Here is a 26,747-nt window from a genome sequence, read left to right on the forward strand (position 1 = left end):
CACGAATGTAAGACGACAAATATTATAGAACGGGGGTGGAGTGCTTTGAATGACTCCGTGTTCCATCGACTATACGATGCATATCACCAAGACGTGTTCCAGTTTTTAATATATTTAGTAAAAAACCGTACATTGGCTGAAGATTTAGCACATGAAGTTTACGTACGAGTATTGCGCTCATATGATCAATTTGCAGGTAATAGTAGTGAGAAAACATGGCTTTTTGCTATTGCCAAAAATGTAGCGATTGATCATTTTAGAAAGCAGGCTGTACGCCAGAAGCATTCACTTGATTTCTTTGACTGGGAAACGGAACAGCTCCATTCAACCACACCATCACCGGAAGATATGCTACAGGCCAGTGATGAATTTATGCAAGTAGCATCAGCACTGGAAAACTGTACAGGGGACCAAAAAATGGTCATTATTATGCGCTATTTTCAGGATTTATCGATTGCAGAAACTGCTCAAATATTAGATTGGACAGAAGCTAAGGTAAAAACAACCCAGCATCGAGCCATAAAATTTTTAAGGCAACAGCTACAGCCGATTAGAGAACAGGAGGCGAAACGGCAATGACGCATAAGCCATTTGATGATGAGCAGCTTGAACATGTATTGAACAATGCCCCTAAGCTTTCTGACCACCGTTCAAAAGAGGACATATTAAATCGGTTAATGGCAGATGCTCGCTTGCAGGATAACAGTTACCTTCAAGAAGCGATACAACAACCAAAAGAGGATGAACAAAAGCAAAGTAATTCCTCCATCCAAGAAGAACGAACAACACGATCTAAGCTTCGTAAAATGCCAATTTTTATGAGCGTTGCAGCAGTTTTTGTGTTAACGATACTTGTAGGCTCAATGGTCATGAATAATGATGTTGGACATAAAGATCAAGCTAGTACTACCGATACGGCTGCCTATTCTACTGTACAGGAAGATCTTTCTCCAAAGGAGGCTGCTACGCAAGACGAAGCACTCCAATCTCCTATCGTAGCAGAGCATGAGCGCATGTTATCTTTACGGTCATCTGTCTATGAGGAAGATGTGAAAGATGCTGTCGTTTTCCGTATTGGCTTAGCAGGGCGAGATGCGGAAAGTGTACCAATGACGTATGTGATACCAAATGAGCGAGTAGCAACGGATTTTGGAACAGAAAAACCTTCTACTTTACAGATGTATGAAAAATACGCGCCTCAAATAGATGAGAAAGCTAAAGGATTTACTGATTACCATCCTTACAAAGGTGAGCTGAAGGAGAAGGACGATAAGCTTGTCCATGTACTGCCAAAGGACAATAGCTATGATGTTGCTTCTGCTACTGTCAATGAGTACAAAGGAACTTTGGAGGATACATTCTCTGATTCTGAATATACGGAAGTTGAGATTCAAAATGAAGATGGAACACCTTATGAGTTTTCTCAAGAAGGTGAGCCAAGTCCACCTATGTCTTTAACGAACGCCAAGCATTATAATTATTATTTATACCAAGATGGTACAGGTGCAGAATATTTATCACCAGATTTCCGTCAAACATTTGCAAATGTCACAGAGGCGCTCACACTGATGAAAAATAAAAATAATGATGTCTATGTGTCGGTTGTTCCTGAAAACGTAACATATACGGTCACAGAGGAAGCAGAGGGCGTAGTCGTTGCATTTGATCTTCCACTTGATTTAACATCAATGGAACCGATTCGTGCCACACAACTGATTGAGGCCATGATGTTAACGGCTGCTAGCTTTGACCAACAATTACGCCTAAATAATGTGGTCCAAGGAAGCTGGGAAGGCTTTGATTTAAAAACGTATTTACCAAAGCCTGTAGGGCCAAATAAACAATACATGCCTTAGTCAAAGAAAATAAAAGTAAGAAATGGAGCATTCCTGTTCGGTGAGGATGCTCCATTTTTTTTTAAAACAAAACATACAAATCTAATAGGTTTTTTTGAGCAGACCTATTTACTTTTTGTTGATAATTCTTTATAGTAAAACTGTAGTATAAAATAATAGTGATTCATCTTCGGGGCAGGGTGAAAATCCCGACCGGCGGTAATAGAGTGGTAAACCGTTAATGTTTATTCATTAACTCGAATGGTTTAGGCAAAACTCTTTAGCCCGCGACCTGTGCAAATTTATTTGCATGGCTGACTTGGTGAAATTCCAAGGCCGACAGTTACAGTCTGGATGGGAGAAGATGGAGGTACGATCGTCATTCATTGTTATGAAATGAACTATGACCGAGCGCTTTTTTTGTATGGCTTTTAAAATAGTGCTCAAAAAATAGTTTAGATTGACGCTTATTCGTCATACCTTTCTCCCTTGTGCTTTTTAATGCATAAGGGTTTTTTCATGCTAACAATTGAAAGATCGTCACCTTTCTTCTTGCGAGATTGAATCAGCAAAGAGGAGAGAGTTTTCTATGAAGAAAAATGTTAAACTTCAATCGTTTATTACGATTGGTATGCTGAGCAGTATTTCGTTTTTATTAATGCTTTTTAATTTCCCAATACCGCCGTTCCCAGCATTTTTGGAAGTGGACTTTAGTGATATGCCTGCATTAATAGCGGCCATCACAATGGGACCTGTAGCTGGTATTTTAGTAGAATTATTTAAAAATGTGTTGGATTGGATTTTCTCGGGTACGCCAACAGGTGTGCCAGTAGGGCATATTGCCAACTTTACAACAGGCATTTTATTTATTTTGCCAGTTAGCTTTATTTTTAATCGTTTTAAAACGACTGCTGGTCTTGTTGGAGGTTTAGCGACAGGAACAGTCGTGATGGCAGTAGGAATGAGCGTTTTGAACTATGTTGTATTTTTACCGATGTACACATATTTCCTTGGTATGGAACCTGTTGTAGGTGACTCCCTTTATAAAATGATCGTCGCTGGAATTTTACCGTTTAATATTGTAAAAGGTATTTTATTAACAGCTATTATGGGGTTTTTATTTACTACAATGCGCAAATGGATCGACCGCCAGCGCTCTATGTATATAGCAAAATAATGGACGATAAACCTCGAGTAGTTAGCTCGAGGTTTTTTTGTGGGAAGAAGTGATGGGACGAATAAAATTAGAAAAAGGTAGTAAAAAATGATCGTGCTCTAGTGCTTTATTATTATAATCTAGTCGAAGAACACATTTTCATGTAGAATAGAGGGGAGTTTAGAAAGTTTGAGGAGTTTGAAGAGATGAGTGAAAAAAAGGGACAGTGGTCTAGTAAATTAGGATTTATTTTAGCATCAGCGGGTGCTGCCATTGGACTAGGAGCAATTTGGAAGCTACCGTATGTAACGGGGCAAAGTGGTGGAGGTGCATTCTTCCTAATCTTTGTGTTATTTACGTTATTAATAGGGTTGCCAATGCTATTGTCCGAGTATGTTTTAGGGCGTGGTACACAATCGGAGGCGGTAACCGCGTATAAAAAGGTTGCTCCGACAAAACCAGGATGGGCTTGGATTGGCCGAATGGGTGTGCTAGGTTGTTTTTTATTATTAACATTTTATAGTGTTGTTGGAGGTTGGATCTTTATTTACAGCGGGCTAGGTGTCGCTGGTACTGTGATAGATCCTGCGATTGATCCAGCTGCGCTATTTGGAAAAATTATAGGTACACCTTGGATTACGCTAGTAGGTTTAGCTTTGTTTACATTAGCTAACGTACTCGTTATTTCATTAGGTGTACAAAATGGTATTGAAAAGGCGAATAAATGGATGATGCCGTTACTCTTTGTGATGTTCATTGTTCTGGTTGTGCGTGCTGTTACATTAGATGGCGCAATGGAGGGAGTGAAATTCTTCTTATGGCCTGATTTCTCAAATATTACTGGTAGGGCATTATTAGAAGCGTTAGGGCAATCATTCTTTGGATTAGCTGTAGGATTTTCTTGTCTTGTTACATATAGTTCCTATCTAAAAAAAGATGTCAGCCTTCCAAATTCAGCAGGTTCTGTTGTGCTCTTAACCGTGCTTGTATCATTTTTAGCGGGTTTAGCAATCTTCCCTGTTGTGTTTGCCTTTGATTTAGAGCCAGCCGCGGGACCGGGCTTGTTGTTCATGGTGCTGCCGACAGCTTTTAGTCAAATGCCGTTTGGAGAATTATTTTTAGCGATGTTTTTATTGCTATTTTTATTTGCTACATTAACGTCATCATTTAGTTTATATGAGATTATCGTAGCGGCATTTATGGAGCATAGTCAGAAATCTCGTCCGATGTGGACGCTTTTACTTGGTGTAGTCGTATTGATTGCGGCTATTCCAGCGGCACTTTCTTCTAGTGTTTTATCGGATGTAACCATTTTTGAGAAAAGTATTTTTGATGCCACTGATTTTTTAGTGTCGAATATAATGCTGCCATTAGGAAATTTATTCATTGCGATTTTTATTGCCCACATAGTGGATAAGGAATTTGTAAGGAAAGAACTGTTAATGGGTAGTCACTTAGGACAGGGCTATTATGCAACATATCGTATGTTAATGTTAGTCGTTGTACCGATTGTTATTCTAGTTGTGTTCATTAATATGCTATTACAATATTAAAATAAAAAAAGTGTATCCATTGTGGAAATGGATACACTTTTTTTATGCATCGAAAATCAAGATAAATATATTCTAAAAAAACTATGTTATAAAACCTTACATATCTATTGCGTGAATTTCAATTTTCATGTATTTTAAGAACAGTTATAAAAATGTATGTTAACTAAAATTACATTGGAGTGGTGAAGAGTGAAACATTACACAAAAGAAGATATTATACGCCGAGTAAAGGAAGAAAATGTGAAATTTATTCGCCTACAATTTACGGATATATTAGGAACAATCAAAAATGTGGAAGTCCCTGTCAGTCAGTTAGAAAAAGCATTAGATAATAAAGTCATGTTTGATGGTTCATCCATTGAAGGTTTTGTGCGTATAGAGGAATCTGATATGTATTTAAAGCCTGACTTTGATACATTCGTGATTTTTCCTTGGACTGCTGAGAAAGGCAAGGTGGCTCGTTTCATTTGTGATATTGCCAGACCAGATGGAACGCCGTTTGAAGGAGATCCGCGCTCCAATTTGAAACGCGTTTTAAAGGAAATGGAGGAGTTAGGCTTTACTTCCTTTAATTTAGGGCCAGAGCCAGAGTTTTTCTTATTCAAACTGGATGATAAGGGGCATCCAACACTAGAGTTAAATGATAGTGGGGGCTACTTCGATTTAGCACCGACAGATTTGGGAGAGAATTGTCGTCGTGATATCGTTTTAGAGTTAGAGGGAATGGGCTTTGAAATTGAAGCCTCTCATCATGAAGTCGCACCTGGTCAGCATGAAATTGATTTTAAGTATGCTAGTGCCATTGAGGCATGTGATAACATACAAACGTTTAAGTTAGTCGTAAAAACCATTGCTGCACAGCATGGTCTCCATGCAACATTTATGCCAAAGCCATTATTCGGTGTAAACGGCTCAGGAATGCATTTTAATCTATCATTATTCGAGGGTGATAAAAATGCCTTCTATGATGAACATGCAGACTTACAATTAAGTGCAACGGCACGTAGTTTTATGGCAGGGATTATAAAGCATGTACACGGCTTTACCGCTATTACGAATCCACTTGTTAATTCCTATAAACGACTAGTGCCTGGCTATGAGGCTCCTTGTTATGTAGCGTGGTCTGCTCAAAACCGTTCACCACTAATTCGTATTCCAGCAGCTCGTGGACTATCTACTCGAATTGAATTGCGTTCAGTTGATCCAGCCGCAAATCCATACTTAGCAATGGCTGTTATTTTAGCATCTGGACTTGATGGCATACGGAAAGATTTAACGCCACCTGCAGCAGTAGATCGTAATATTTATAAAATGACAGCAGGAGAGCGAGAGTTGAACGGAATTGATAGCTTACCTTCTTCATTGGAATATGCGTTGATTGAATTAGAGATGGATACCATTGTTCGTAATGCACTAGGTGATCATATTTATGATAAATTTACAGCCGCCAAAGAAATTGAGTGGAATAAATATCGCACACGCGTCCACAACTGGGAACGTGAGGAGTATTTAACGATGTACTAAAAAGCGTTGGAGCTGTTTTGGCTCCAACACTTTTACATTTCCTTTCTTTTCATCTATTATTAGAGAAAAGGAGTGTGGGCAATGACACAAACGACCCAGGTTGTGACCATTCAAAACAATGATATTGTGCAATTTGAACATGACATTAACCGGGCTTTAGTAGATTTAAGAAGCTTTTTAATACTTGATATCAAATACAATACGCTCTATATTGGCGAACAGACAGTCATCCATTCTGCTTTAATTATTTATCAACAAAACGATTAGCAATATGTATTTGAGATGAGTCATGTCATTAAGACGTGACTTTTTTATTGAAATAAAGATAAAAGAAAGGCACGATCTTCTGGAAAAGTTAATGACAATTGGGCCACTTCATTTTTTGATTTCCAAGCAATGTCATAAATTAATTCGTCAGGATCATGAATTATCATTTGTCCGCCAATCATAACTGTTTCAAAGTAATGAACTTCCACAGACTCATTCTGCTTACAATAAATTTCTTTTAGATTAGCTACTATATAGCCCGTTTCTTCATAAACCTCTCGAATACAGCAAGCCTTAAAATCTTCCGCTGTTTCTTTACCACCTGATGGAACAGCCCACGTTTTTTCTTCTTCCACCGTTCCTTGTAAAACCATTAATAATTGATTGTTATCGTTCAAACAAATAGCAGCAGCACCTTGCCATTTTCCCAAGAAAAAACCTCCATTTCATTTCTGTTTATACTTAATTTACCTATTAAAGAACGTAGTTGTAAATATGTGCAGGGTGAAGGGCGAAAATAAGTAGGGAGAATCGTCGGGAAAGTACTTCCCTTTTAACCTGTCCAAAGTTAGCATAAAAAGACAGGTTATACAGCAATATCTATTTTATGATGGAATCAAGGAGTGAAAGCAATGAGTTGGATTGAGTCGATTCAAAAGGCCATTAATTTTATGGAGGATCATTTATTAGAGGACATTACGATTGAACAGATTGCACAGGAGGTTAATTCATCTGTCTTTCATTTTCAACGAACGTTTGCAATTTTGACGGATATGTCCATTGCAGATTATCTGCGACGAAGAAGATTGACATTAGCTGCACAAGAATTAATAGGCACGGAACAAAAAATAATCGATCTCGCCTACAAATATGGCTATGAAACTCCTGAAGCTTTTACAAAAGCGTTTCGTAAGCAGCACCATATAACGCCTAGTGAAGCAAGAAAGAAACAAGGGCCATTACAATCATACAATCGCCTGGTCATCCAGGTAAGCTTGAAGGGAGCAGAACCAATGAAGTATAAAATCGTAGAAAAAGAAAAGTTTCAAATTGTTGGGGTGAAAAGAACGTACAACTGTCAAGACGGGGAGAACACACGAGAAATTCCTCTATTTTGGCAAGAGGTAAATCAAAGTGGCTTCGACCATCAACTATACCAATTAAATAATGGCAATATCAATGGAGTACTAGGTGTTTGTGTACCAAATACAAACCAAGGACAAAAGGGTTTCATTGATTACTGGATTGCTACAGATCATGTAGGGGAAGTAGGAGAAGATCTATTAACAATGGAAGTACCTGCCTCCAAATGGGTTGTCTTTGAAGTACATGGCCCTATGCCAGATGCGATGCAAAATACGTGGAAGCAAATTTATTCAGAGTGGTTCCCGTCCAATCCATACGAACCAGCAGGAACAGCGGAACTTGAGGTTTATCCTGAAGAGGATGCCTATAGTCCTGACTCCTATTCTGAAATTTGGATTCCAATTAAATAACAAGAAAGCCAAGAATGCATGGATTAATATGCTCCCCATTAGGTAGACAGATTAAAAAATAAAATCTGTTGATCAAATGGGGAGTTTTATCATGCCTAAAAAATCATTTTCACCAGATGTAAAAATTTTAGTACTTCAACATTTAGAGGAAGATCGTCATACTCTCGAAGAAATCTGCATGATGTTTTCTGTAAACATGACCACTCTATATGCCTGGCGTGCTCTTTATAAATATGGTGGGGTGCGCTCTAAGAAAAATAAGAAGTACTCAGAAGAATGGGAGCTGCGTGCTGTAGAAGATTATTTAACGAAGAACTACTCCATGTTTGACATTCTCGCCAAATATGGAATTTGCAGTTTATTAGTATTCAAAAAGTGGTTGAAAATCGATACTAGTCATAGTGAATTAAATGATTTGGGTAAAGTAATGAGCCAAGCTATGACTAAAGGAAGAAAAACAACCGTAGAAGAACGTATTGAAATTGCAAAGGTTTGCCTAGCAAAAGGGAAAAATTATCAAGCAACGGCAGCACAATATGAGGTGTCTTACCAACAAGTGTATCAATGGGTGCGTAAATTTGAACAAGATGGTGAAGAAGCGCTTCAAGATCGACGTGGCCGCACAAAACCAGCAGAAGCGCGTACACGAGAGGATGAATTGCGCAAAAAATTCAACAGCTGGAACGTGAAAATGAGCGATTGCGTGCAGAGAATTTACTGTTCATGCCCTGCGAATAGTTCATGCCACTGGAGTTTTAGAAACGTTTACAGAGCTTATCGGGACAAAGGAGGGCGTAACTTCCGATATTGGGGTAGTGACCTGTATCAACCACTTGTCATTCCTTATTCATATCAAATCAATAATACTTTACAATAGAAATTATAGGAAATTGTTAGGGAGAGGTAGTTGCCAATGACTTTGATATGAAACGTAGATATATAAATAGCTGAAAGAGTGATCAGTAGGAAAAAGAATACTACTTCTTGTTTGTTCTTAACAACTGAACTATTCATAGCAATTTATAAAATCTTAGTATTCTAAGTAAGGGTTACCACCAAATCATTTAAATAGTTACAGTGTAATTTTTTTATTGAATCGGTATAATAAAGCATAAATAAGTAAGATAAAAAGTTGGAAGGAGGAAGCATTGTGTTAGAACAAATCAATGAAAAAAAAGAACGTTTAGATAGGCTTCGACCACTTCCTAAATATACATTGAAAAGTTTACGAGAAAAGTTATTACTAGAATGGACGTATAATTCTAATGCAATTGAGGGCAATACACTAACAATTAATGAAACAAAAGTTGTTCTTGAGGGAATTACAGTCGGCGGAAAAACGATGCGGGAACATTTAGAAGTAATTAATCACCGTGATGCTATATCGTATGTAGAAGAAATTGTTCAAAAAAAAGAACCTTTATCTGAGTGGCAAATTAAAAATCTTCATCGTCTTGTGTTGAAGGGGATAGATGACGAGTATGCGGGTGTTTACCGTGATCAACAAGTGTTTATTTCAGGTGCAAAGCATACACCCCCAGCTCCCCTCCTCATTCGTGAAAGGATGGACCAGTTAATGGGTTGGTATAATACCGAGGGTATTCAATTACATTCTGTTGTCAAGGGGGCTATGCTACATGCGATTTTTGTTGGCATTCATCCATTTATCGACGGTAATGGCCGTACATCAAGATTATTATTGAACCTTGAGCTGATGAAAGATGGCTATCCACCAGTAGTTATTAAAGTGGAAAATCGTCTAGCTTATTATGAAGCGTTGGATAAAGCACATACAATGCAAAATTATGATGATTTTATTCAGTTGGTAGTAGCAGAAGTAAATGATTCGTTAGATCTTTATTTAAGTGCGATGAATTAATAAAAATCTATTTGTAGCATTTATTAAGAAAGATGAAATCTATAAAGAGCTTTGATAGTATGATCTATGGACGAACTTGTGGTTCAGGTAAGAGTATTGGGCTCAGATAATATTAAACAGAAGAGCATATAAATGTACGCATAAAAATGAATAGTTGGAAAGTGGCTAATGACAGCGAACATGTCCAAAGATTATTAGAATTAAATAATTTTACTATTAACGGCGAGATACAGCTATTTAGTCAGGAACTACATGTAATTTGCTTCGACAAACGTGTTGTAGTTGTTCTAGAAAAAGAATATCATCTACAACTATCTGAGTTAGCTAAAAAATTGAACATAACCGATAGTAGGCTCGCACAAAAGATCATTGAGGAATATATAGATAAGCATTAGAAAAAAGTCTTTATTTTGAACAAAAACATAGTAAATTTTAAATTTAGTCTTAAATTGGAACATCCCTTCATCTACACGTTAGTGCAATTTATTTGCAGTCTATTACGTGTAAATGAAGGGATTTTTAGTTAGAAGCGAGCTACACATGATATTTAATGTAAATCTTTTGACGGTATAGGATTTATGGTTTAATCATTTTTATACATATGACTATAGTCCTTTATATATATTAATTCCCATAATGTACTATCTAAAACGGTTAGTTTAGCACCATCTTAATAGTGGGTGTCTGTCTATAATAGATAATGTTTCAAAAATCACAATTATTAGGAGGAAACTAATTGCTAAAGAAAATTTTCATTCAATTGATTGTTTTGGCAATGTTCATTGCCTTTATTCCTTTTGGGAATTTTGCAAGTGTTGCTGCCAAAGAAAATCCCCAAAAAAATATGAAAGGAAGCGAAAAAACTGAAGTAGTAGGAGAACGTACGCAAACTTCTAAAACGTTTAACAATTCTGATGGTACTTATACAACTGAAATATATGAAGCACCTATTCATTTTAAAGATAATAAAGGTAACTGGAAAGATATTGATAACGATCTACAAAAAAAGAAAAATAATGGCAAAGGGCAATTTGAAAATAAAGCCAATAACTTTGCTGTGACATTTGATGAAAAACTTGAAGAGGAAACGAACAACGTACAAGTAGCAGATAACCAATACAACCTAAATATTGGATTAAAAGAAATGGAACAAAAAGGTGAAATAATTCCTGCTAAAGAGGTTATCGGGGTTGCTACAGATAACCAAATTGAGTACCAAAATGTTTTTGATAATATTTCGACTACATATTCTGTTGGAGAAAACTTTGTAAAAGAAGATATTATAATTAACAAAAAGCCCGAAAAAGGTTTACCACAAACCTTCTCATATCAGCTATCCCTTGAAAATTTAACATATGAACAAATTAATAATCAAATCCATTTAAAGGACGCTAAAACGGGGGAGATGGTTTATGTTATAGAAGCTCCGTTTATGTATGATGCTTATAAACCTGTAGGCTTTCAATCTATTGACGGTACAAATTCTATACCTGAAGAAGCAAAATCTTATAATATCACGTTAAAAACACGAAAAGAAAACAATACGTTATGGATTGATTTAACTCCTGATGCAGCTTGGCTACAGGATAATAAACGACAATATCCGATCGTCATTGATCCAACAATTGTACGTATTCAAGGAAACTCTAAAATGGTGGATACAACAATACGTAAAAAATTCCCAACCCAAACTGGAGGAAATGACACAGAATTAGCTACAGGTACAGCCACAGACGGGAATATTGTTAGAAGTTTATTGAAATTTGATGTAACACCTATCCCAGAAAAAAGCATTATTATGTCCGCGGATGTAAGTCTTTATCTATCTTCAACCAATGATCCAACTCCTATTAATTTAAGTATGCATGCGATGAAACGTTCATGGGATGAAAATACAGCAACATGGAATAACTATTCAACAGCAGGAGTCTGGACAACAGTAGGGGGAGATTATAATACCACGCCTCTTTCAACTGTTACAGGAGTCTCTTCAGTACCGAGTAATATAGAAGAAGGTATTCAACGATGGTCTATTCCAACGAATATGGTGAGTGGGTGGCTATATAATCCAGAATCGAATCTTGGTTTATTATTAAAAAGTACTTCAGAAAGTACAATGATTTACAAAAAGTTCATCAGTAGTGAAAGCACAACCAACCCACTCGCTTATAAACCGAAACTTGTCGTTACTTATAAAACACCCAACCGTTTAGGTTTAGAAGACTATTGGGATTATGCCACACATGATATTTCAAATGGAACGAACTATGTAAATTTAGGCACAAATAATAATGTTGTTCAATACACAGATTTTAGCTTATTCAACTATGGAGGATTTGGTTTAGATTTTACTCGAACGTATAATAGTAAGGATTTTGAAAAATCTCCATTCGGCTATGGTTGGAGTTTTACAGGTTCAGAGAAATTATTTTATAATGATAAATATTTTAATGTCGAATATAAAGATGCAGATGGTACGGTCCATGTTTACTCATGGGATGGAGATAAGTATATTGCACCAGCAGGTAATTATGATACTTTAGTTATGTCGGATAAGTACACTTTTAAACTGACTAGCAAAACTGGTATCATAACAACATTTAAAGTTAGAGAAAGCACTAGTGATACAGATATTGAAGTAGCATACATTACAGAGCAAAAAGATTTAAATAGCAATACAATCACTTATAATTATGATACATCAAATCAGCTTACTTCTATCAGTACTAATCTAGGGACAAAATTACTGTTAACTTATACTGATGGGCTTATTACAAATGCAAAATACAATAAACAGGATATAACGTATACGTATACTGATGGTTATTTAACACGAGTACTGGTTAAGAAAGATGACACTACATCAACACCTACTTCATTCTATTACACGACTAATGGACAGTTAACGAAAATCATTGATAGTAAACAGAAAATAATGCTTTATGGATATAATAGTGAATTGGATTTAGTATCTGTAACAGAACCTTCATTAGACAGTCAAGTAGATTCTATGACCAATTACTCTTTAGATCGAACAAACAATATAGTAACTGTTACTAGCCCCGAAGGTATAGTTACACGCTATGGTTTAAATAACAACTTTAGCGTAACGAAAATATTTGATCCTTCAGGTGATACAACAACCTATACACTAGATGAGAAAAGCTATAATGTTCTTTCACAAAATGTAATCTACTCAGATGGATCTACTTATACTAAAAATTTTAAGTATGATACAAAAGGAAATTTATTAAGCACTAATGATTCAAAAACTGTAACAGAATCCTATACGTATGATAAATATAGTAATGTTTTAACGCAAACAGATTCCAATCAGCAAACAACTATAAACACATATGAGCATGGAAATCTAAAGTCCTCTACAACACCTAAAGGGGACACAACATCCTATACGTATAATGGCCATGGGGATTTGACACAAGTAAAATATCCTGATGGGAAAATTGAAACGTATAGTACAAGCTATGAGAATAATCAAAAAACAATAAATTATCAAGACATTGAATTAGGTATCACGACTGAAACTGTAACTGATTTTAATGGAAATATTCTCTCTTATGAAGACGGAAAAAAGGGGAAAACTAAGTATCGCTACAACTTAAAAAATGAATTAGTAGAAGTAGAGGATGCAGCAAATAAAACAACGACTTATACGTATGATGCCAACAGTAATTTAACATCCGTGACAAATGCTGATGGTAAAAAACAAATGACTCTAAGCTATAATGCACAAAATGCCATAGAAAAAGAAACAAATGCCGAGGGAAAAGTAACAACTTATAATTATAATGCTGATGGCGCATTAAACGAGGTTATTAAAGCAACAGGTGAAAAAATCGCCTATACAACGTCAACTGACACCAATACACAAATTGTGAAAGTAAATGGGGTTAATCAGTTTTCAACACAAGTAGATGGTTTATCCACTACTGTCACAAATCATACTCTAAACAATCAAAAAGTTACGTATACACACTCAGAAAATGAACTATTACAAAGAGTAGACATTAACGCACCTGTAAATCGCTCGATTATGTATACTTATAAAAATGAAAAAGACTTAGCAAAAATTCAATATGGCCCAAATACAATTGAGTATGCATCAGATGAAAATGGTCAAACTACCGAAGTCACGCTTGATGGACAATTATCAGCGAACTTCATATGGAACAAAAACAACTTATTGGAGAGCACAACTTTTGTAAATGGTGCAGTTATTTTAAATAAGTATAAGGCGAATCAGTTACAAACTGAAACTTTGAAAACAAATAGTGAAACAACTTGGCGTACAAATTCATATGAATATGATAAAAATCAGCAAATAACTAAAGTGACGAATAATGATGGAACAGTCACTTACACTTACGACCCTTTAAATCAGCTAATCAAAGAACAATACAGTAATGGTTTATCCATATCATACACATACGATTCAGTAGGAAACCGTACTTCTAAAACTATTTTGCAAAACGGTAGTTCAACTACAACCAGCTATAGTTATAATAATGCGAATCAAATGAAGACTGCTGGTGATAAGACTTATAATGTAAGTGCCAACGGAAATGTAGAAAACGATGGTGTATTCCAATATGTTTGGAATGCCTTTGATCAATTAACAGAAATCAAGTCTCCAACAGGTGCTACAGTTGCATCTTATCGTTATGATGAAAACGGACGTCGTGTATATAGTAAAGATAGTAATGGTGAAACGTATTATCGTTATAATGGTCTGACAAATCAAGTCTTGTTTGAAGAAGATGCAAGTGGAGTTATTACCAAATCCTATACCTATAACGATAATGGTTCCCCTTTAACAATGACATATTTGGGCTTAACTTATTACTACTTAACGAATTATCGAGGAGATGTATTAGCCTTAACAGATAAAAAGGGTGACATTGTTGCAGAATACACGTATGATGCATGGGGAAATATTCTGAGCCAAAAAGGTAATATGGCAACTATTAATCCCTATCGTTATGCAAGTTATCGATATGATGAAGATACTAAACAATACTATTTAATGGCGCGCTACTATAATCCAAATACGGGTGTGTTCTTATCATTAGATCCGATTCGTGGAGATACTATAGATCCTTTAACACTGAATGGTTATGCTTATGCAAACAATAATCCTGTGATGAATATAGATCCAAATGGTGAATGGGCTCAAATTTTAATAGGGGGAGCCATTGGGGCCATTTTAGAAGTTATAAGTTATTATGCATCTCTAATTGCAAAATACGGGAAGAAGAAATATAGATCTCATGTTAATAAATGGACTCTTGTGGGGAAATTAGGGAAAGGCTTTGCACTAGGCGCAATTGGGATTGGTCTTCCTAATCATCTAATGAAGGCTGCAAATGTTACATCTAAAATTACTTCTGCATTTTTTGCAGGTCACTTTGCAGGAATAACTTATATGCTCGCAAACATACGGAATCTAAAAAAATTAAGTGTGAGGGGGTTCACAGAAAATCAAATTTTATCACTTTTTAGAGCTGAGGCTAGCGCTGTTTGGTATATGGTGAGTAGTGAAGTAACTAGATTATATAGAAAGTATAGATGAGGTATATAATGGATGAACTTTTAAATGTAGTAATATTTTCAATTATAGGCGCGATTGTCTCATTAAGTATAGTAGTTCTATTTTTTAAAAAGAAAAAAAATCATAAAGATTTTAAAGCAGTGGTTTTTACTTTTAGTCTTTTTTTATTGATTTGTTTATATCTAAGTGTCACAGGTTTGATAGATATAATAAATATAAAAAACGGCAATGTTCAATCAAGTGGAATGTGTAAAGTAGTAGAATTCAACAACGTGGGAGGGAGATTTGGAAGTGAATCTTTTTTTCAAATTATAGTTAACGATATTACAGTAGAGGCAGATCACGAGGAGTTTTCTTATTTAAAAGAAGGCAATTATGAATGTACAATTCAATATGGGGAAAATACACTTAAATTAATAGATATAGAGTTCAAATAGTGCTCTAGTCTTCTTCTTAAATAACCTCCCCTGATTTAATTTTCAACAAGCAGGGTTTTGAATATCCCTGTTTGTTTTTTTATGGTCTAACATACATTACAAAGGATGAAGACCTTGAATTTAACAGTATGGTAATGAAAGACGTGATGACAAATAGCAAACGCTATTAAAAACATCTGGGTATCGACTATACAGAAATTTGGTCTATAAGCAATATGCATAGATATAGGTTCAGAATCAAAGGCAATATCTTATGTAAGAATTATGATATAGTTCAAGAAATCAACATCAAAAATTAACTAAATCTGCTAGAAATCAAATCAGGAAATATAGTGCAAAAATAACAGGAAAATAATGTTTAAATCTATTTTCACATGTAAGATATGGGTATTATTGGATATTATAACAGATATGAGTGGAGTAGGGGCCAGTCCCTTTAACTAAATTTATCTATTATTATAAGAGAATAGAAATAACAGGAGGAGGTAGCATGATGAAAGTTATAGAGGCTCATTACCCAATCATTAAACAAACCATTAAAAGAGCCCCGACATTTGTGTATAGTATACTAGATCAATTAATAGAAGGTACGGTCTATACAGACACAGAGAATTTACAAACATTATTATTTCAAACAAAATCAGGAATCTATTTTGTAGCTGGCGATTCAATTCATACGGTACTTGATGATCAGCTTGTCTGTTGTTTTCAACAGTCTATAGAGCAAAAGAAACGTTTTACCTTATTTTCTTATTCAGAACAGTGGAATTTTAAAATTGAACAACTGCTAAATGACCAACTTCGAAAATTAGAGCGCTATACCTTTACTTTCGATGAAAGTTTGTATGATTCTAGAGAGGAGCGGGAAGTACCTAATTTTGAAGTTATGCCTATTACTCATCATCATATAAAAAATGCACAGGAGTTCACCTATGCTTACTACGATGAATATTGGGATTCAACAGCTAATTTCCTTGAAAAGGGTTTTGGCTATTGCTTAGTGCAGCAAGAGCAAATCGTTAGTGAAGCTGTCTCTATTTTTAAATCAAATGATTTTGCAGAGATTGATATTATGACAGATTCGAATTTTAGAGGGCAAGGATTAGCTGGCAGGATTGCTCAAACTTTTATCGATCATTGTCTTTCCAACCAGCTAAAGCCTTGCTGGGATTGTGATGTGTCAAATACCGCATCTATTTATCTAGGCACAAAGCTTGGTTTTACGACTCCGCAAAAATATGCTATTTATACAAAAAAGTAGCTCACGCTGTTTGCAAAAACATCGTGAGCGTCATTGTTAAAAAAATCGATGACGTAATTCGAAAACGCGATAAAACAAACGAGCATCTCTGGCCATTTTATGATTTGCATTCATATGAGGGTGGAGGCATTGTTGAAACAATTCATCACAGTATCTTGTACTACCATAGCGTGCATAGCATTCATCGTGCAATTTACAGCAACTATCCACAGCATTCGTAGGCTCGCCTGGTCCTGAGCAACCAGGTCCACAGTATCGATAACCAGGATAACAAAAACCGAGCTTGCGATTTCTATTCATCTGCTAAACCTCTCTTTATGATGTTTTTACTATAAAGTATGTAACATTTTTTTTGTAGAAGAGGATGAAAAACTATAAGACTATTTTTTTGATTTGTAAGGTTCCTGTAAGCTTAAAAAAAAATAGCTGTAAGGATGGGGAGTTATGCTAGCTATAGCATAAAAGATAAGGAGTTAATTCAACATGAATCCATCTGTTACACAAAAGGAACGCATCGTTTCCCTAGACATTATTCGAGGATTAGCGTTATTCGGTATTTTATTTATTAATGTAGGTGCCTATGTGGTCATCATAGAGGGAGGACCCATGCCTGATATGAGTGGCATCAATAGCGTAATTAATTCACTCATTGATATTTTCATTGAAAAGAAATTTTTCTCTATTTTTTCATTTCTGTTTGGTGTTGGTTTTTATATTTTTGCTTCACGTGCAGAAGCCCGTGGGGATAGTCCAAGAAGGCGTTTTGCTAGACGTTTATTTGCGCTATTATTGATTGGCATTATTCATATTTTTCTATTTTGGGGTTCCATCTTAGCCATTTACGCAGTGATTGGATTTTTATTGCTACCATTTTACTCTGCAAAGATTTCAACCATCTGTAAATGGTTATTTACCCTAATCTCACTTCATATTCTTGCTATATTAGGTCAAATGTATATGCCGAATAATGCTGTTTTGTCAGCTATTTATGGCTTATTAGGCACTGATGCCTTAGCGATTTTTATCATGTTTTTAAGTGGTTTTTTAGTAGCAAAAGCTGGTTGGATTGGTCATATTGGTGAGCATGCTCAAAAAATAAAAAGGGTGCTTTATGGTACATGTCCATTCTTTATTGGATTTTCTCTATGGATTTGGTTCTCATCGCAAGCAGATGACCAACAGCTCCAATTAATTATTGGCTTAGGAGTTGTTCCAACAACCTATTTTTATTTAAGCTGTTTATTTTTACTGTTAGAAAATAAACAAATAGCAAAGCTGCTTCAGCCAATTGGACGTGTAGGACAAATGGCGTTTACAAACTATTTGACGCAAAGCTTCATTGGGACGGCTATCATTTCGTTAATGGGCTTACAAGTCGTTTCACCATCAGAAATAGTAATCATCGCGAGCATTACTTTTATCATTCAAATTATTTTTAGTGTGATTTGGTTTAAATTCTTTTCAATTGGACCATTCGAAAAGCTATGGCGATTTATGACTTATGGCAAAAAAACTGTGACAAAGCAATCATAAAACTCTGGAAATCCCAAACATACATACCGTTTGGGATTTTTTTGCTAAAATTAATTGTATGTTTTTGTAAAAGTGAAACCTATCATGATAGACAATCGTAAACTAGAGAACAGAAATAAGGGAGCGTTTATAATATGGCAAAGCAAATGAAAAAATATATGGCTGTGACAACGGCATCTTTTATGGCTGTCCAATTAGCAGCATGTGGCAATAGCGAAACTCCGACAGTAGCTTCTTCTACGTCTACTCCAGTAACGGAAGATCAAGGTCAAGGAAATACAAATGAAGAGATAGTAAGTGTTTATAATAGTGAAATGGCGGATGCCTGTGATGAATGGCAAGAAGGAGACGATGGGTCCTATGAATGTCTTGATGAAAATTCTCCTTACTATGCACAGCATTTCTTTAATGGGCTTATGTACGCAACTGCTGGAGCAATGATTGGAAGTGCTATTTATAAAAGTCGTAATTTAAAAAATGGCACAGATCGAATTGAGCAAAATGGCGGCGGTTCTACAGTACCGCGATCGACACAAAGTGGTAATGCAAATAATAAATCTACAAATGGTATTACAAATAGTTCACAAAATAAGGCTGGTACAACTTCAAATGGTTCAAATACTTATTCGAGTGGACAACGCTCTTATTCAACAGACAGTTCATCAAAAAGCACGAGCTCCTATTCTAATAGCTCCTCCTCCAGCACAGGAAAATCTGGTTTTGGTTCAGGTGGAGCATCCCGTGGTGGTTCGTCCTCCTCATAAAGTGTGGAAAGGGAGCAAATAACATGATGAATCATACACAACAACGGCAAGCGTTCTATTCAAAATTCCCAGACTTTTTTCCTGACTTTGAGGATTTAGAGTATGCGCTATATGATGTCTTAGAATTACCAAAGCGACAGATTGATCAACTTCACTACGCAACACAAATACTTTGGCGCATCTTTTTAAAAGTTGGGAAACAATTTAAGCATTTGTCGATTGATCAACTTTTAGCTTTAGGGATTCGCCCTGAAATGATACCGTATATTCAACTAGACTATTTACAACAGCAATCTGTTTTGGCGCGGTTTGACTTTGTTTGTACAGAGGAGCGCGACATTAAATGTCTAGAGTTGAATGGAGAAACACCGTTCCTTGTACAAGAAACCTTCGAGATAAATGAGGCACTTTGTCAGCATCTTGGCTATAACAATCCAAATGATACAATAGCCTTACAAAAAACATTGTCAGGTGCGCTTTTTGCTGCCATGCAATATTTACATAATGTTAAAAAGCCAAAGGTTGTCATCACGGGTAAAGCAGCCAAAGAGGATTATGAGGAGTATTGCCAGGTACAGTTTATTAAGCGCTGTATTCCTTTTGATATTGAGTATGTACCTATCCAGGATCTCATCATATTTACTAGTGACACACCACATCTAGTACAAGGTCTTTATACACCTGCAATGGAGAAAATTGATATATTATTTCGACCTGCACATCCTGTAGAGTTTTTAATGGATGATGTAGCATCAGATGGTGATCGCATTGGGCTGCACCTTTTAGAGCTTGTCAAAAAAAGACAGCTTGCTATCATTAATCCGCCTGCTGCTTATGTATTACAATCGAAAATCTTATTGTGGTTAATATGGGAGCGGAGAAACGATCCTTTACTCTTTACCGCCGATGAGCGGATAGCTATTCAGCAATATATGCTGCCAACCTATCTTTCAGCTGAGCCGTTTATTCGTAATAATCTTCCCTATGTGAAGAAGCCTGTTTATTCTCGGGAAGGAAATACAGTAGAAATTTATGCAGGAAGTGGGCAGAAAATAAATGCCTCCACATCCACACATTATGATGATAATTTGTTTATTTTCCAACAGTATGTAGAGATGCCTAGCATGACAATTCAATTAAAAGAAGGTTATCAGACTAAAAAATGGCTAATAGGTTCATTTGTTGCTGACAATCGAGCATGTGGTTTAAGCTGTCGTGTCGGTAATCAAATAACAGAATGGGATTCACATTGGTTAGCTGTGGGTTATAGGGACTAACAAATCTAGTTTTGTAGAAGGAGGCTGGGACAAAAGTGTTTTCAGCCAACAAAAAACCGAACTATCCAATGAAACGCTCATGAAGTGTTTCGAAATAGTTCGGTTTTTCTATTTATCATGTTTTGTTAATTTAGAGTTCATTCGGCTTTAGGAAGGAACCATTTAGTTATGTCCCAGCCTCATCGTTTAGTCCTTATTCATTCCAGCCTTTACAGACATCAATCCATTCTTTATAAGGGGCATACGTTTCGAGTTCTGAAATCGTTACCTCAATGGCAGAATTGCTGCTTCCACATGCAGGAAAAACAGTGGTAAAACGTTTCAGAGATTCATCTAAATAAATGGCTACACCTTCGTTCACACCAAAAGGGCAAACACCTCCGACATCATGACCAATCATCGTCTCCACATCGTCCTTGGATAGCATCTTTGCCTTTGTACCAAACATTGCTTTATATTTTGCATTATCGATTTTAGCATCCCCTGCAGCAACAATTAATACCGCGCCATCATTCACAAGAAAAGATAATGATTTTGCGATGCGTTCGGGCTCACAGCCAAGGGCCTGCGCTGCTAATTCAACAGTCGCTGAGCTTTCTTCCAGCTCTTGTATTTTGTGCTCAACATGCCATTTTGCTAAATGCCTACGTACTTTTTCAATCGCCATATGTACATTCCTCCTACTTTTATCAATGACGCCTCGTCATAATGGTGTCTTGAATCATTCGAGCTTGCTCTTAAAAATCTCCTCTCCCTTTAAAGAGGGACTGTTCCGTTTTCTGAAGAAACAAAAGAAGTCGTTAAATCAAGACAAATTTAATTTTAGCATAATTTTCAAAATATATAGTTGTGAATGCTCTATCTTTCAAGTACGATAACTATATGAAGTGTAAAATTACACTAAAAGGGGGTTCCAATGTTAAAGTTTATACAAATCGTATCTGTGTTGATTGGTTTATCAGTAGTGACATTAATGGTTGCATTGATTATCACACTGAATGGCAGCATTCATTTGATGCAGTTAGTTTGGACAGTACCCGTTTGTTTATTTGTCCTGTTTATTTGTAGCGTATTTAAATGGACCAACACCAAAAGACGAAGAGGATGGTTATTTGGAGTAATGGGTATTGCCTTATTAATAGCTTTCATCAAACCAATCCAACATTATTATAAATTGAGTATTCCTACTGTTGATGCGGAAATTGATGTATCTGCCTATCAGCCATTTACGCTGGGCAATAAAGTGATAAAGTCTGACACAAAAGCATCCTTACAAATGACCGAGTCATTACCAAGATTAGATGGTGCAACAGCCATGTACCCTTTGTATGCGGCTTTTGTAGAGGCTACTTATCCCAAAGGTGACTATCAGCCAGATAATAGTAGAGTTCAAGTAAGCCGTACACCTGAAGCCTATCAAAATTTAATAGCAGGAGATGTGGATCTTATCTTTGCAGCAGCACCGTCCACCTCACAAGAGTGGCAAGCAGAAAAGGAAGGTCTTACATTTGACATGACACCAATTGGACGTGAAGCATTTGTCTTCTTCGTGCATCATAAAAACAGTGTGGATAATGTAACGCTTGAGCAGGTGAAGCAAATATACGCTGGTGAAATAACCAATTGGCATGAGGTCGGTGGGAAGAATGAGCCAATCCGCGCTTTCCAACGCCCAGCAGATAGTGGAAGTCAAACAACATTAGAAAAATTGATGGGCAATACGCCAATTATGGCTGCGCCTTCGGAAGATATTGTGTCGGGAATGGGAGGAATCATTCGTGAAGTGTCACAATATCGAAACTATAAAAACGCAATGGGCTTTACGTTTAGATATTATTCTACAGAGATGGTAGGTAATCAAAAAATCAAATTACTATCCATTGACGGAGTAGCCCCAACAAAAGAAACAATTCAAAATGGTACATATCCTTTAGTTGCTGAATTTTATGCCATCACAGCTGGAACAGAAAATCAAAATACGCAGAAACTAATTGAATGGATACTTTCCAAGGAAGGGCAAGCGATGGTTGAAAGGGTCGGCTATGTACCAGTGGAAAATCATTAAAAAGTTTGCTATACTAAGAGCAACAATCGAATGAAAAGTTTTCTAGGGTTCCGTAGCTTTTGCTAGTCTGGTCCGAGAGAAAACCACAAATTAATTTTGTGACACGGAAGGATAAAAGCCTGGGAGATACTGTTTAATGACAGTTTCTTCAGGCTTTTTTGTTTGGCTAAAATCATGTTATTTAGCGAAAGCTGAGGAAGGTACTTTATTAATCAGTTAATCGACCGTGTCTCATAAAATGGAGGGATTTAGGATGAATAAACAGTGGATCAGTGTCATTATAGCGGCTTGCTTTGAAGTAGGATGGGTCATTGGTTTAAAGCATGCAATGAGTGTGCTGGAATGGATTGGGACAGCTATTGCTATTTTTATTAGTTTTTATTTACTCATAAAAGCGGGGGAGCATTTACCTGTTGGTACGGTATACGCTGTCTTTGTTGGATTAGGGACAGCGGGGACTGTTTGTGCTGATAGCTTGTTGTTTGGAGAGCCTTGGAAATTAGCCAAAATAGTATGTATTGTTGTTTTACTTGCAGGGGTTGTGGGCTTAAAGCTTGTAACGGGAGAGCCAAAGGAACAAGAGGTGAATGAATAATGGCATGGATGGCATTAGTTATTGCAGGGTTATGTGAGATGATGGGCGTATATATGATTAGTAAATATAATAAAACAAAGACTATAAAAAATTTAGGGCTGCTGATTTTTGCATTTACCTTAAGTTTTGCGGGTCTAGCTTATGCAATGGAAACATTACCAATGGGTACTGCCTATGCTATTTGGACAGGAATTGGAGCAGCTGGGGGAGCACTACTGGGCATGTTATTTTTCAATGAATCAAAGGACTGGAGACGAATGGTTTGCATTGTGCTTGTTTTAGGAGCAGCCATTATGTTGAAGTTATTGTCGTAATAAAAAATGCACTTCCCTTTGTAAAAGTGGAAGTGCATTTTTTATATTATTTTTTTACGTCTTTTGTCCATTCTGCTACTTTATCTGGATTAGCTTCCACCCATTCTTTTGCAGCATCTTTTGGATCTTTGCCATCCATTACTTCAAGCATAACACTTTCTAAATCCTCTGCTGTCCAGTGGAAGTTATCAAGCACCGAGTATACATCCGGTAAATCTTCTTTTAAGCCTTTACGAGCGAATGTATTAATCGTTTCTTCCCCACCATATACACCTTTTCGATCTTCTAAGTATTTAAGATCATATTTCGCAAATTTCCAGTGTGGTGACCAACCAGTTACAATGATTTCTTCCTTATTTTTTAACGCTTTCGCCAATGAAGTTGTCATGGCACCAGAAGAAGATGTAATAAAGTTCCAATCTGCTAAATTATCATATTCTGCTAAAGCTTTTTCTGTAGCAGCAGTAATACCAGCACCAGGCTCGATACCTGTAATCGTATGATCAGCTTCATTTGTTAAATCTTCAATAGAATTTACATTCATATAACTTGGGACAACTAAGCCAATTTTTGCACCAGCAAGGTTTTCGCCAAGCTCATCTAAATTAGCTTTATATTTCTCATATTGTGAGGCGTGTGTATGTGGTAACCATGCCGCTACCATTCCATCTGCCTCTCCTTTCGAAACAGCCTCCCACATAATCGCATTATCCAAAGGAGTTAATGCTACATCATAGCCTAAATCTTCGAGTACTTGCCCCACGACATTCGTTGAGGCGATTTCTGTATCCCATTCAACATAGGCTAAGTTGACCTCCTTAGAATCACTGTTTTTACCAGAGCTTGACCCTGTGTCGCCTCCACTACATGCAGCAAGCATGAGACCTAGACCTAGAGCCATTCCTAACTTAGATAGTGTTTTCAGTTTCATCGAATCTCCCTTTCTATTCATCGTTTTGTATCAAACTGCCGACACCCATCGCTTGATGGCTGCAGGCGAGAAAGATTAACTATATTCTATAAAGCTTTCTTTTTATTGAAGCTTTGTGTTAAACGGTCAATGATAATCGCAAAAATAACTAAGCCTAAGCCTGCAACGAAGCCATTCCCAACTTGTGTACGCTGTAAGGCTGTTAATACTTCACGTCCTAGACCTGGAGCCCCAATCATAGAGGCGATAACTACCATAGAAAGTGATAGCATAACGGTTTGGTTAATTCCTGCCATAATCGTTGATTTCGCAAGAGGAATTTCTACTTTAAATAGTTTTTGACTAGCCTTACTACCATAAGAGTCTGCGGCTTCTACTAATTCCTTTGGTACCTGACGAATACCTAGGTTTGTCATACGTACAGTTGGAGGTAAAGCAAAAATAACAGAAGCAAAGACGCCAGGCACAATCCCGATACCGAAGAAGGCAACTGCTGGGATTAGGTACACAAAGCCAGGCATTGTTTGCATGAAATCGAGTATTGGTTTAATAATGTTTTCAGCTATTGTTGATTTGGACATTAGAATACCAAGTGGAATACCGATGATGATGGATATAATACTTGAAAAGATTACAAGCGTGGTTGTCTCCATAAGGTGAGTCCATAATCCTTGGTTATAGATAAACAGCAAGCCTATTAATGAAAATGCGGCAAGTCCGAATTTTTTACCAGCTACAAAGAAGGCAAATATCACGACAAGTAATATAAGAATAATGGCTGGGATACTAATTAGTAAATCAGTGACCTGATTCATGAGTAGTTTTCCAAATTGTTGAATCGTGTTAAAGAACGCTGAAAAATTACTCGTCAACCAGTCCATAGCTGATTCAACCCACGTAGCTAGTGGAATTGTTGGAATATTATCTAAAAAATTATTCATGTGCTTCGGCCTCCTCATCGCTCGTTGACAGTGCTTGGATGACAACGCCTCTAATCAGAACACCCAGTAAGCGGTCATCTTTGACAACTGCAATAGGAGTAGGTGAATTATAGATCATTCCTAAAATATCCTGTAAAAGCATATCTGGCGGAACAGTTAAAACCTCTGATTGCACGATAGAATGAACTGTTTGTTCATGTTTTTTAGCTGCAGCCAGTGCATCATCAGCTGTAATAAAGCCTTTTAAATGTCTATTTTTATCAACAGCCATTAATAAACTGACAGCCTCTTGACGCATACGTTTAAGCGCTACTTTAGGACCGTCAAGGTCTACATTGACATAAACAGGACGCACCATAACGTTTTCTGCTGTTAATACTTTCGAACGGTCCACATCTTCCACGAATGTTTTGACATAGTCATTGGCTGGATTGGTTAATATTTCTTCTCCTGTACCAATCTGAATGATTGAACCATCCTTCATAATGGCGATGCGATCCCCAATACGTAATGCTTCATTTAAATCATGTGTAATGAATAAAATGGTTTTCTTCAATTTTTGTTGTAGATCAAGTAGCTCATCTTGCATTTCTTTACGGATCAATGGATCCAGTGCAGAAAAAGCTTCATCCATTAATAGTATTTCAGGATCGTTGGCAAGGGCACGTGCTAACCCAACACGCTGCTGCATACCACCTGATAATTGACTTGGGTATTGATCTTTGTATGCGAGTAATCCAGCATTTTCGAGAGCCTGTTCCGCTTTTGCTTGGCGTTCTTGCTTTGAAATACCTCGAACTTCAAGGCCATATTCGGTATTTTGAAGTAATGTGCGATGGGGGAATAAACCGAAGTTTTGAAAAACCATACTCATTTTATTTCTTCTGACAGTCCGTAGACTTTCTTTTCCCATAGTAGAAATATTTTCTCCATCGATATATATATTTCCGCTCGTTGGTTCAATAAGGCGGTTTAAGAGCCGTATAAGCGTTGATTTACCACTTCCTGACAGTCCCATGATCACAAAGATTTCTCCTTCGTTGACCGTAAAGCTTGCATCGTATACACCAACAGTCGCACCTGTTTCTTTTAAGATATCAGTCTTACTTTTTTGCTGTTTAACGAGTTCTAGTGCTTGGGGAATATGTTTACCAAACACTTTTGATACGTGTTCTATTTTAATTTTTTCCATAGAAGCACTCCTTTCGTAGATTATTACTATGTGAGGATAATGATACCCAAAAATAAACAAGTAACAACTTTACTGTAACAAAGAGTTGTTACTTTTGTCAAATCGACTAATAAGAAAAAAACCGTTTAAACGCTGTTATATCAGCGTTTAAACGGTTT

Annotated in this window: 24 protein-coding genes and 2 riboswitches; of the genes, 18 read left to right on the plus strand and 6 right to left on the minus strand. The window is 36.6% G+C overall.

Translation table 11 applies throughout. From position 1 onward, the window contains the following. Positions 1 to 24 precede the first annotated feature (24 nt). From sigX to V6670_RS06255, 6 genes are all read left to right on the plus strand, one after another. Positions 25 to 579 carry an RNA polymerase sigma factor SigX gene (gene sigX, locus V6670_RS06230; RefSeq protein ID WP_080717168.1) on the plus strand — a complete coding sequence of 185 codons (555 nt, stop codon included), beginning with the start codon at positions 25 to 27 and terminating at the stop codon, positions 577 to 579. After that, positions 576 to 1,856, plus strand: coding sequence for an RNA polymerase subunit sigma (locus V6670_RS06235; RefSeq protein ID WP_338653170.1), 1,281 nt, complete (start codon positions 576 to 578; stop codon positions 1,854 to 1,856). Before sigX ends, V6670_RS06235 begins: the two co-directional genes overlap by 4 nt. Before the next feature lie 161 nt (positions 1,857 to 2,017). Next, positions 2,018 to 2,205, plus strand: a riboswitch (FMN riboswitch). A 219-nt stretch (positions 2,206 to 2,424) separates the two neighbouring features. Continuing rightward, positions 2,425 to 3,012 carry an ECF transporter S component gene (locus tag V6670_RS06240; protein WP_338653171.1) on the plus strand — a complete coding sequence of 196 codons (588 nt, stop codon included), beginning with the start codon at positions 2,425 to 2,427 and terminating at the stop codon, positions 3,010 to 3,012. A 185-nt stretch (positions 3,013 to 3,197) separates the two neighbouring features. After that, a complete protein-coding gene (locus V6670_RS06245) occupies positions 3,198 to 4,544 on the plus strand; it encodes a sodium-dependent transporter (protein WP_338653173.1) in 1,347 nt (448 codons plus the stop codon). 189 nt (positions 4,545 to 4,733) lie between these two features. Continuing rightward, positions 4,734 to 6,068: a type I glutamate--ammonia ligase gene (gene glnA, locus V6670_RS06250; RefSeq protein WP_141903558.1), complete on the plus strand. Its 1,335-nt coding sequence runs from the start codon at positions 4,734 to 4,736 to the stop codon at positions 6,066 to 6,068. 81 nt (positions 6,069 to 6,149) lie between these two features. Beyond that, on the plus strand, positions 6,150 to 6,335 hold the full coding sequence (locus V6670_RS06255; RefSeq protein ID WP_036127831.1) for a sporulation protein Cse60: 186 nt from the start codon (positions 6,150 to 6,152) through the stop codon (positions 6,333 to 6,335). A gap of 44 nt (positions 6,336 to 6,379) precedes the next feature. Here the strand turns inward: V6670_RS06255 and V6670_RS06260 are convergent, their stop codons facing one another. Then, positions 6,380 to 6,766 (minus strand): NUDIX hydrolase, encoded by a 387-nt coding sequence (locus V6670_RS06260; RefSeq protein WP_338653176.1) that lies wholly within the window; start codon positions 6,764 to 6,766, stop codon positions 6,380 to 6,382. A 201-nt stretch (positions 6,767 to 6,967) separates the two neighbouring features. On the opposite strand from V6670_RS06260, the gene V6670_RS06265 reads away from it, so the two are divergent. The 6 genes from V6670_RS06265 (at position 6,968) to V6670_RS06290 (ending at position 16,977) form a co-directional block, all read left to right on the plus strand. Then, positions 6,968 to 7,831: an AraC family transcriptional regulator gene (locus V6670_RS06265; RefSeq protein ID WP_089932077.1), complete on the plus strand. Its 864-nt coding sequence runs from the start codon at positions 6,968 to 6,970 to the stop codon at positions 7,829 to 7,831. 91 nt (positions 7,832 to 7,922) lie between these two features. Then, a complete protein-coding gene (locus V6670_RS06270; protein ID WP_338653178.1) occupies positions 7,923 to 8,708 on the plus strand; it encodes a helix-turn-helix domain-containing protein in 786 nt (261 codons plus the stop codon). Positions 8,709 to 8,981: 273 nt separating this feature from the next. Then, positions 8,982 to 9,710 carry a Fic family protein gene (locus V6670_RS06275; RefSeq protein WP_338653180.1) on the plus strand — a complete coding sequence of 243 codons (729 nt, stop codon included), beginning with the start codon at positions 8,982 to 8,984 and terminating at the stop codon, positions 9,708 to 9,710. Between the two features lie 736 nt (positions 9,711 to 10,446). Next, positions 10,447 to 15,300 (plus strand): DNRLRE domain-containing protein, encoded by a 4,854-nt coding sequence (locus tag V6670_RS06280; RefSeq protein ID WP_338653181.1) that lies wholly within the window; start codon positions 10,447 to 10,449, stop codon positions 15,298 to 15,300. Between the two features lie 8 nt (positions 15,301 to 15,308). Then, positions 15,309 to 15,716, plus strand: a complete 408-nt coding sequence (locus tag V6670_RS06285; protein ID WP_338653182.1) for a hypothetical protein — start codon at positions 15,309 to 15,311, stop codon at positions 15,714 to 15,716. 490 nt (positions 15,717 to 16,206) lie between these two features. Then, positions 16,207 to 16,977 carry a GNAT family N-acetyltransferase gene (locus V6670_RS06290; protein WP_338653184.1) on the plus strand — a complete coding sequence of 257 codons (771 nt, stop codon included), beginning with the start codon at positions 16,207 to 16,209 and terminating at the stop codon, positions 16,975 to 16,977. A 36-nt stretch (positions 16,978 to 17,013) separates the two neighbouring features. Here the strand turns inward: V6670_RS06290 and V6670_RS06295 are convergent, their stop codons facing one another. Beyond that, positions 17,014 to 17,277: a Parvovirus coat protein VP1-like protein gene (locus V6670_RS06295; RefSeq protein WP_141903565.1), complete on the minus strand. Its 264-nt coding sequence runs from the start codon at positions 17,275 to 17,277 to the stop codon at positions 17,014 to 17,016. 183 nt (positions 17,278 to 17,460) lie between these two features. Between V6670_RS06295 and V6670_RS06300 the strand changes: the two genes are divergently transcribed. The 3 genes from V6670_RS06300 (at position 17,461) to V6670_RS06310 (ending at position 20,551) form a co-directional block, all read left to right on the plus strand. Further along, complete coding sequence (locus V6670_RS06300; RefSeq protein WP_338653187.1) at positions 17,461 to 18,510, plus strand: DUF418 domain-containing protein; 1,050 nt, start codon at positions 17,461 to 17,463, stop codon at positions 18,508 to 18,510. Between the two features lie 134 nt (positions 18,511 to 18,644). Then, positions 18,645 to 19,274, plus strand: coding sequence for a hypothetical protein (locus V6670_RS06305; RefSeq protein WP_338653188.1), 630 nt, complete (start codon positions 18,645 to 18,647; stop codon positions 19,272 to 19,274). 23 nt (positions 19,275 to 19,297) lie between these two features. Beyond that, positions 19,298 to 20,551 carry a glutathionylspermidine synthase family protein gene (locus V6670_RS06310; RefSeq protein WP_338653189.1) on the plus strand — a complete coding sequence of 418 codons (1,254 nt, stop codon included), beginning with the start codon at positions 19,298 to 19,300 and terminating at the stop codon, positions 20,549 to 20,551. A gap of 193 nt (positions 20,552 to 20,744) precedes the next feature. Here V6670_RS06310 and V6670_RS06315 read toward each other — a convergent pair whose 3' ends face one another. Beyond that, on the minus strand, positions 20,745 to 21,218 hold the full coding sequence (locus V6670_RS06315; RefSeq protein WP_338653190.1) for a YbaK/EbsC family protein: 474 nt from the start codon (positions 21,216 to 21,218) through the stop codon (positions 20,745 to 20,747). Positions 21,219 to 21,467: 249 nt separating this feature from the next. On the opposite strand from V6670_RS06315, the gene V6670_RS06320 reads away from it, so the two are divergent. From V6670_RS06320 to V6670_RS06330, 3 genes are all read left to right on the plus strand, one after another. Further along, positions 21,468 to 22,616: a substrate-binding domain-containing protein gene (locus tag V6670_RS06320; protein WP_338653192.1), complete on the plus strand. Its 1,149-nt coding sequence runs from the start codon at positions 21,468 to 21,470 to the stop codon at positions 22,614 to 22,616. Positions 22,617 to 22,647: 31 nt separating this feature from the next. Next, positions 22,648 to 22,744, plus strand: a riboswitch (guanidine-I (ykkC/yxkD leader). 125 nt (positions 22,745 to 22,869) lie between these two features. After that, positions 22,870 to 23,211, plus strand: a complete 342-nt coding sequence (locus V6670_RS06325; RefSeq protein WP_338653194.1) for a multidrug efflux SMR transporter — start codon at positions 22,870 to 22,872, stop codon at positions 23,209 to 23,211. Next, positions 23,211 to 23,525 carry a multidrug efflux SMR transporter gene (locus V6670_RS06330; protein WP_338653195.1) on the plus strand — a complete coding sequence of 105 codons (315 nt, stop codon included), beginning with the start codon at positions 23,211 to 23,213 and terminating at the stop codon, positions 23,523 to 23,525. The genes V6670_RS06325 and V6670_RS06330 overlap by 1 nt, the downstream gene beginning before the upstream one ends. A 46-nt stretch (positions 23,526 to 23,571) precedes the next feature. On the opposite strand, the gene V6670_RS06335 is transcribed toward V6670_RS06330, so the two are convergent. The 3 genes from V6670_RS06335 to V6670_RS06345 all read right to left on the minus strand — a co-directional run bounded on the left by V6670_RS06335 (position 23,572) and on the right by V6670_RS06345 (position 26,589). Next, positions 23,572 to 24,456, minus strand: a complete 885-nt coding sequence (locus V6670_RS06335) for a glycine betaine ABC transporter substrate-binding protein (RefSeq protein ID WP_338654511.1) — start codon at positions 24,454 to 24,456, stop codon at positions 23,572 to 23,574. Positions 24,457 to 24,542: 86 nt separating this feature from the next. After that, positions 24,543 to 25,397, minus strand: coding sequence for a proline/glycine betaine ABC transporter permease (locus tag V6670_RS06340; protein WP_036127746.1), 855 nt, complete (start codon positions 25,395 to 25,397; stop codon positions 24,543 to 24,545). Continuing rightward, the gene (locus tag V6670_RS06345; protein WP_036127743.1) at positions 25,390 to 26,589 is read right to left on the minus strand and encodes a glycine betaine/L-proline ABC transporter ATP-binding protein; all 1,200 of its coding nucleotides are present in this window, start codon (positions 26,587 to 26,589) and stop codon (positions 25,390 to 25,392) included. The genes V6670_RS06340 and V6670_RS06345 overlap by 8 nt, the downstream gene beginning before the upstream one ends. Positions 26,590 to 26,747: the final 158 nt, after the last annotated feature.

Source organism: Lysinibacillus sp. Y5S-8 (genome assembly GCF_036894365.1).
GTDB lineage: Bacteria > Bacillota > Bacilli > Bacillales_A > Planococcaceae > Lysinibacillus > Lysinibacillus fusiformis_D.

Bases quoted from the DNA above. Each gene is read 5' to 3' on its own strand.
- V6670_RS06235 (WP_338653170.1), top strand. From the start codon at position 576: ATGACGCATAAGCCATTTGATGATGAGCAGCTTGAACATGTATTGAAC.
- V6670_RS06240 (WP_338653171.1), top strand. From the start codon at position 2,425: ATGAAGAAAAATGTTAAACTTCAATCGTTTATTACGATTGGTATGCTG.
- V6670_RS06245 (WP_338653173.1), top strand. From the start codon at position 3,198: ATGAGTGAAAAAAAGGGACAGTGGTCTAGTAAATTAGGATTTATTTTA.
- V6670_RS06255 (WP_036127831.1), top strand. From the start codon at position 6,150: ATGACACAAACGACCCAGGTTGTGACCATTCAAAACAATGATATTGTG.
- V6670_RS06265 (WP_089932077.1), top strand. From the start codon at position 6,968: ATGAGTTGGATTGAGTCGATTCAAAAGGCCATTAATTTTATGGAGGAT.
- V6670_RS06270 (WP_338653178.1), top strand. From the start codon at position 7,923: ATGCCTAAAAAATCATTTTCACCAGATGTAAAAATTTTAGTACTTCAA.
- V6670_RS06285 (WP_338653182.1), top strand. From the start codon at position 15,309: ATGGATGAACTTTTAAATGTAGTAATATTTTCAATTATAGGCGCGATT.
- V6670_RS06290 (WP_338653184.1), top strand. From the start codon at position 16,207: ATGATGAAAGTTATAGAGGCTCATTACCCAATCATTAAACAAACCATT.
- V6670_RS06295 (WP_141903565.1), bottom strand. From the start codon at position 17,277: ATGAATAGAAATCGCAAGCTCGGTTTTTGTTATCCTGGTTATCGATAC.
- V6670_RS06300 (WP_338653187.1), top strand. From the start codon at position 17,461: ATGAATCCATCTGTTACACAAAAGGAACGCATCGTTTCCCTAGACATT.
- V6670_RS06305 (WP_338653188.1), top strand. From the start codon at position 18,645: ATGGCAAAGCAAATGAAAAAATATATGGCTGTGACAACGGCATCTTTT.
- V6670_RS06310 (WP_338653189.1), top strand. From the start codon at position 19,298: ATGATGAATCATACACAACAACGGCAAGCGTTCTATTCAAAATTCCCA.
- V6670_RS06315 (WP_338653190.1), bottom strand. From the start codon at position 21,218: ATGGCGATTGAAAAAGTACGTAGGCATTTAGCAAAATGGCATGTTGAG.
- V6670_RS06320 (WP_338653192.1), top strand. From the start codon at position 21,468: ATGTTAAAGTTTATACAAATCGTATCTGTGTTGATTGGTTTATCAGTA.
- V6670_RS06325 (WP_338653194.1), top strand. From the start codon at position 22,870: ATGAATAAACAGTGGATCAGTGTCATTATAGCGGCTTGCTTTGAAGTA.
- V6670_RS06330 (WP_338653195.1), top strand. From the start codon at position 23,211: ATGGCATGGATGGCATTAGTTATTGCAGGGTTATGTGAGATGATGGGC.
- V6670_RS06335 (WP_338654511.1), bottom strand. From the start codon at position 24,456: ATGAAACTGAAAACACTATCTAAGTTAGGAATGGCTCTAGGTCTAGGT.
- V6670_RS06340 (WP_036127746.1), bottom strand. From the start codon at position 25,397: ATGAATAATTTTTTAGATAATATTCCAACAATTCCACTAGCTACGTGG.
- V6670_RS06345 (WP_036127743.1), bottom strand. From the start codon at position 26,589: ATGGAAAAAATTAAAATAGAACACGTATCAAAAGTGTTTGGTAAACAT.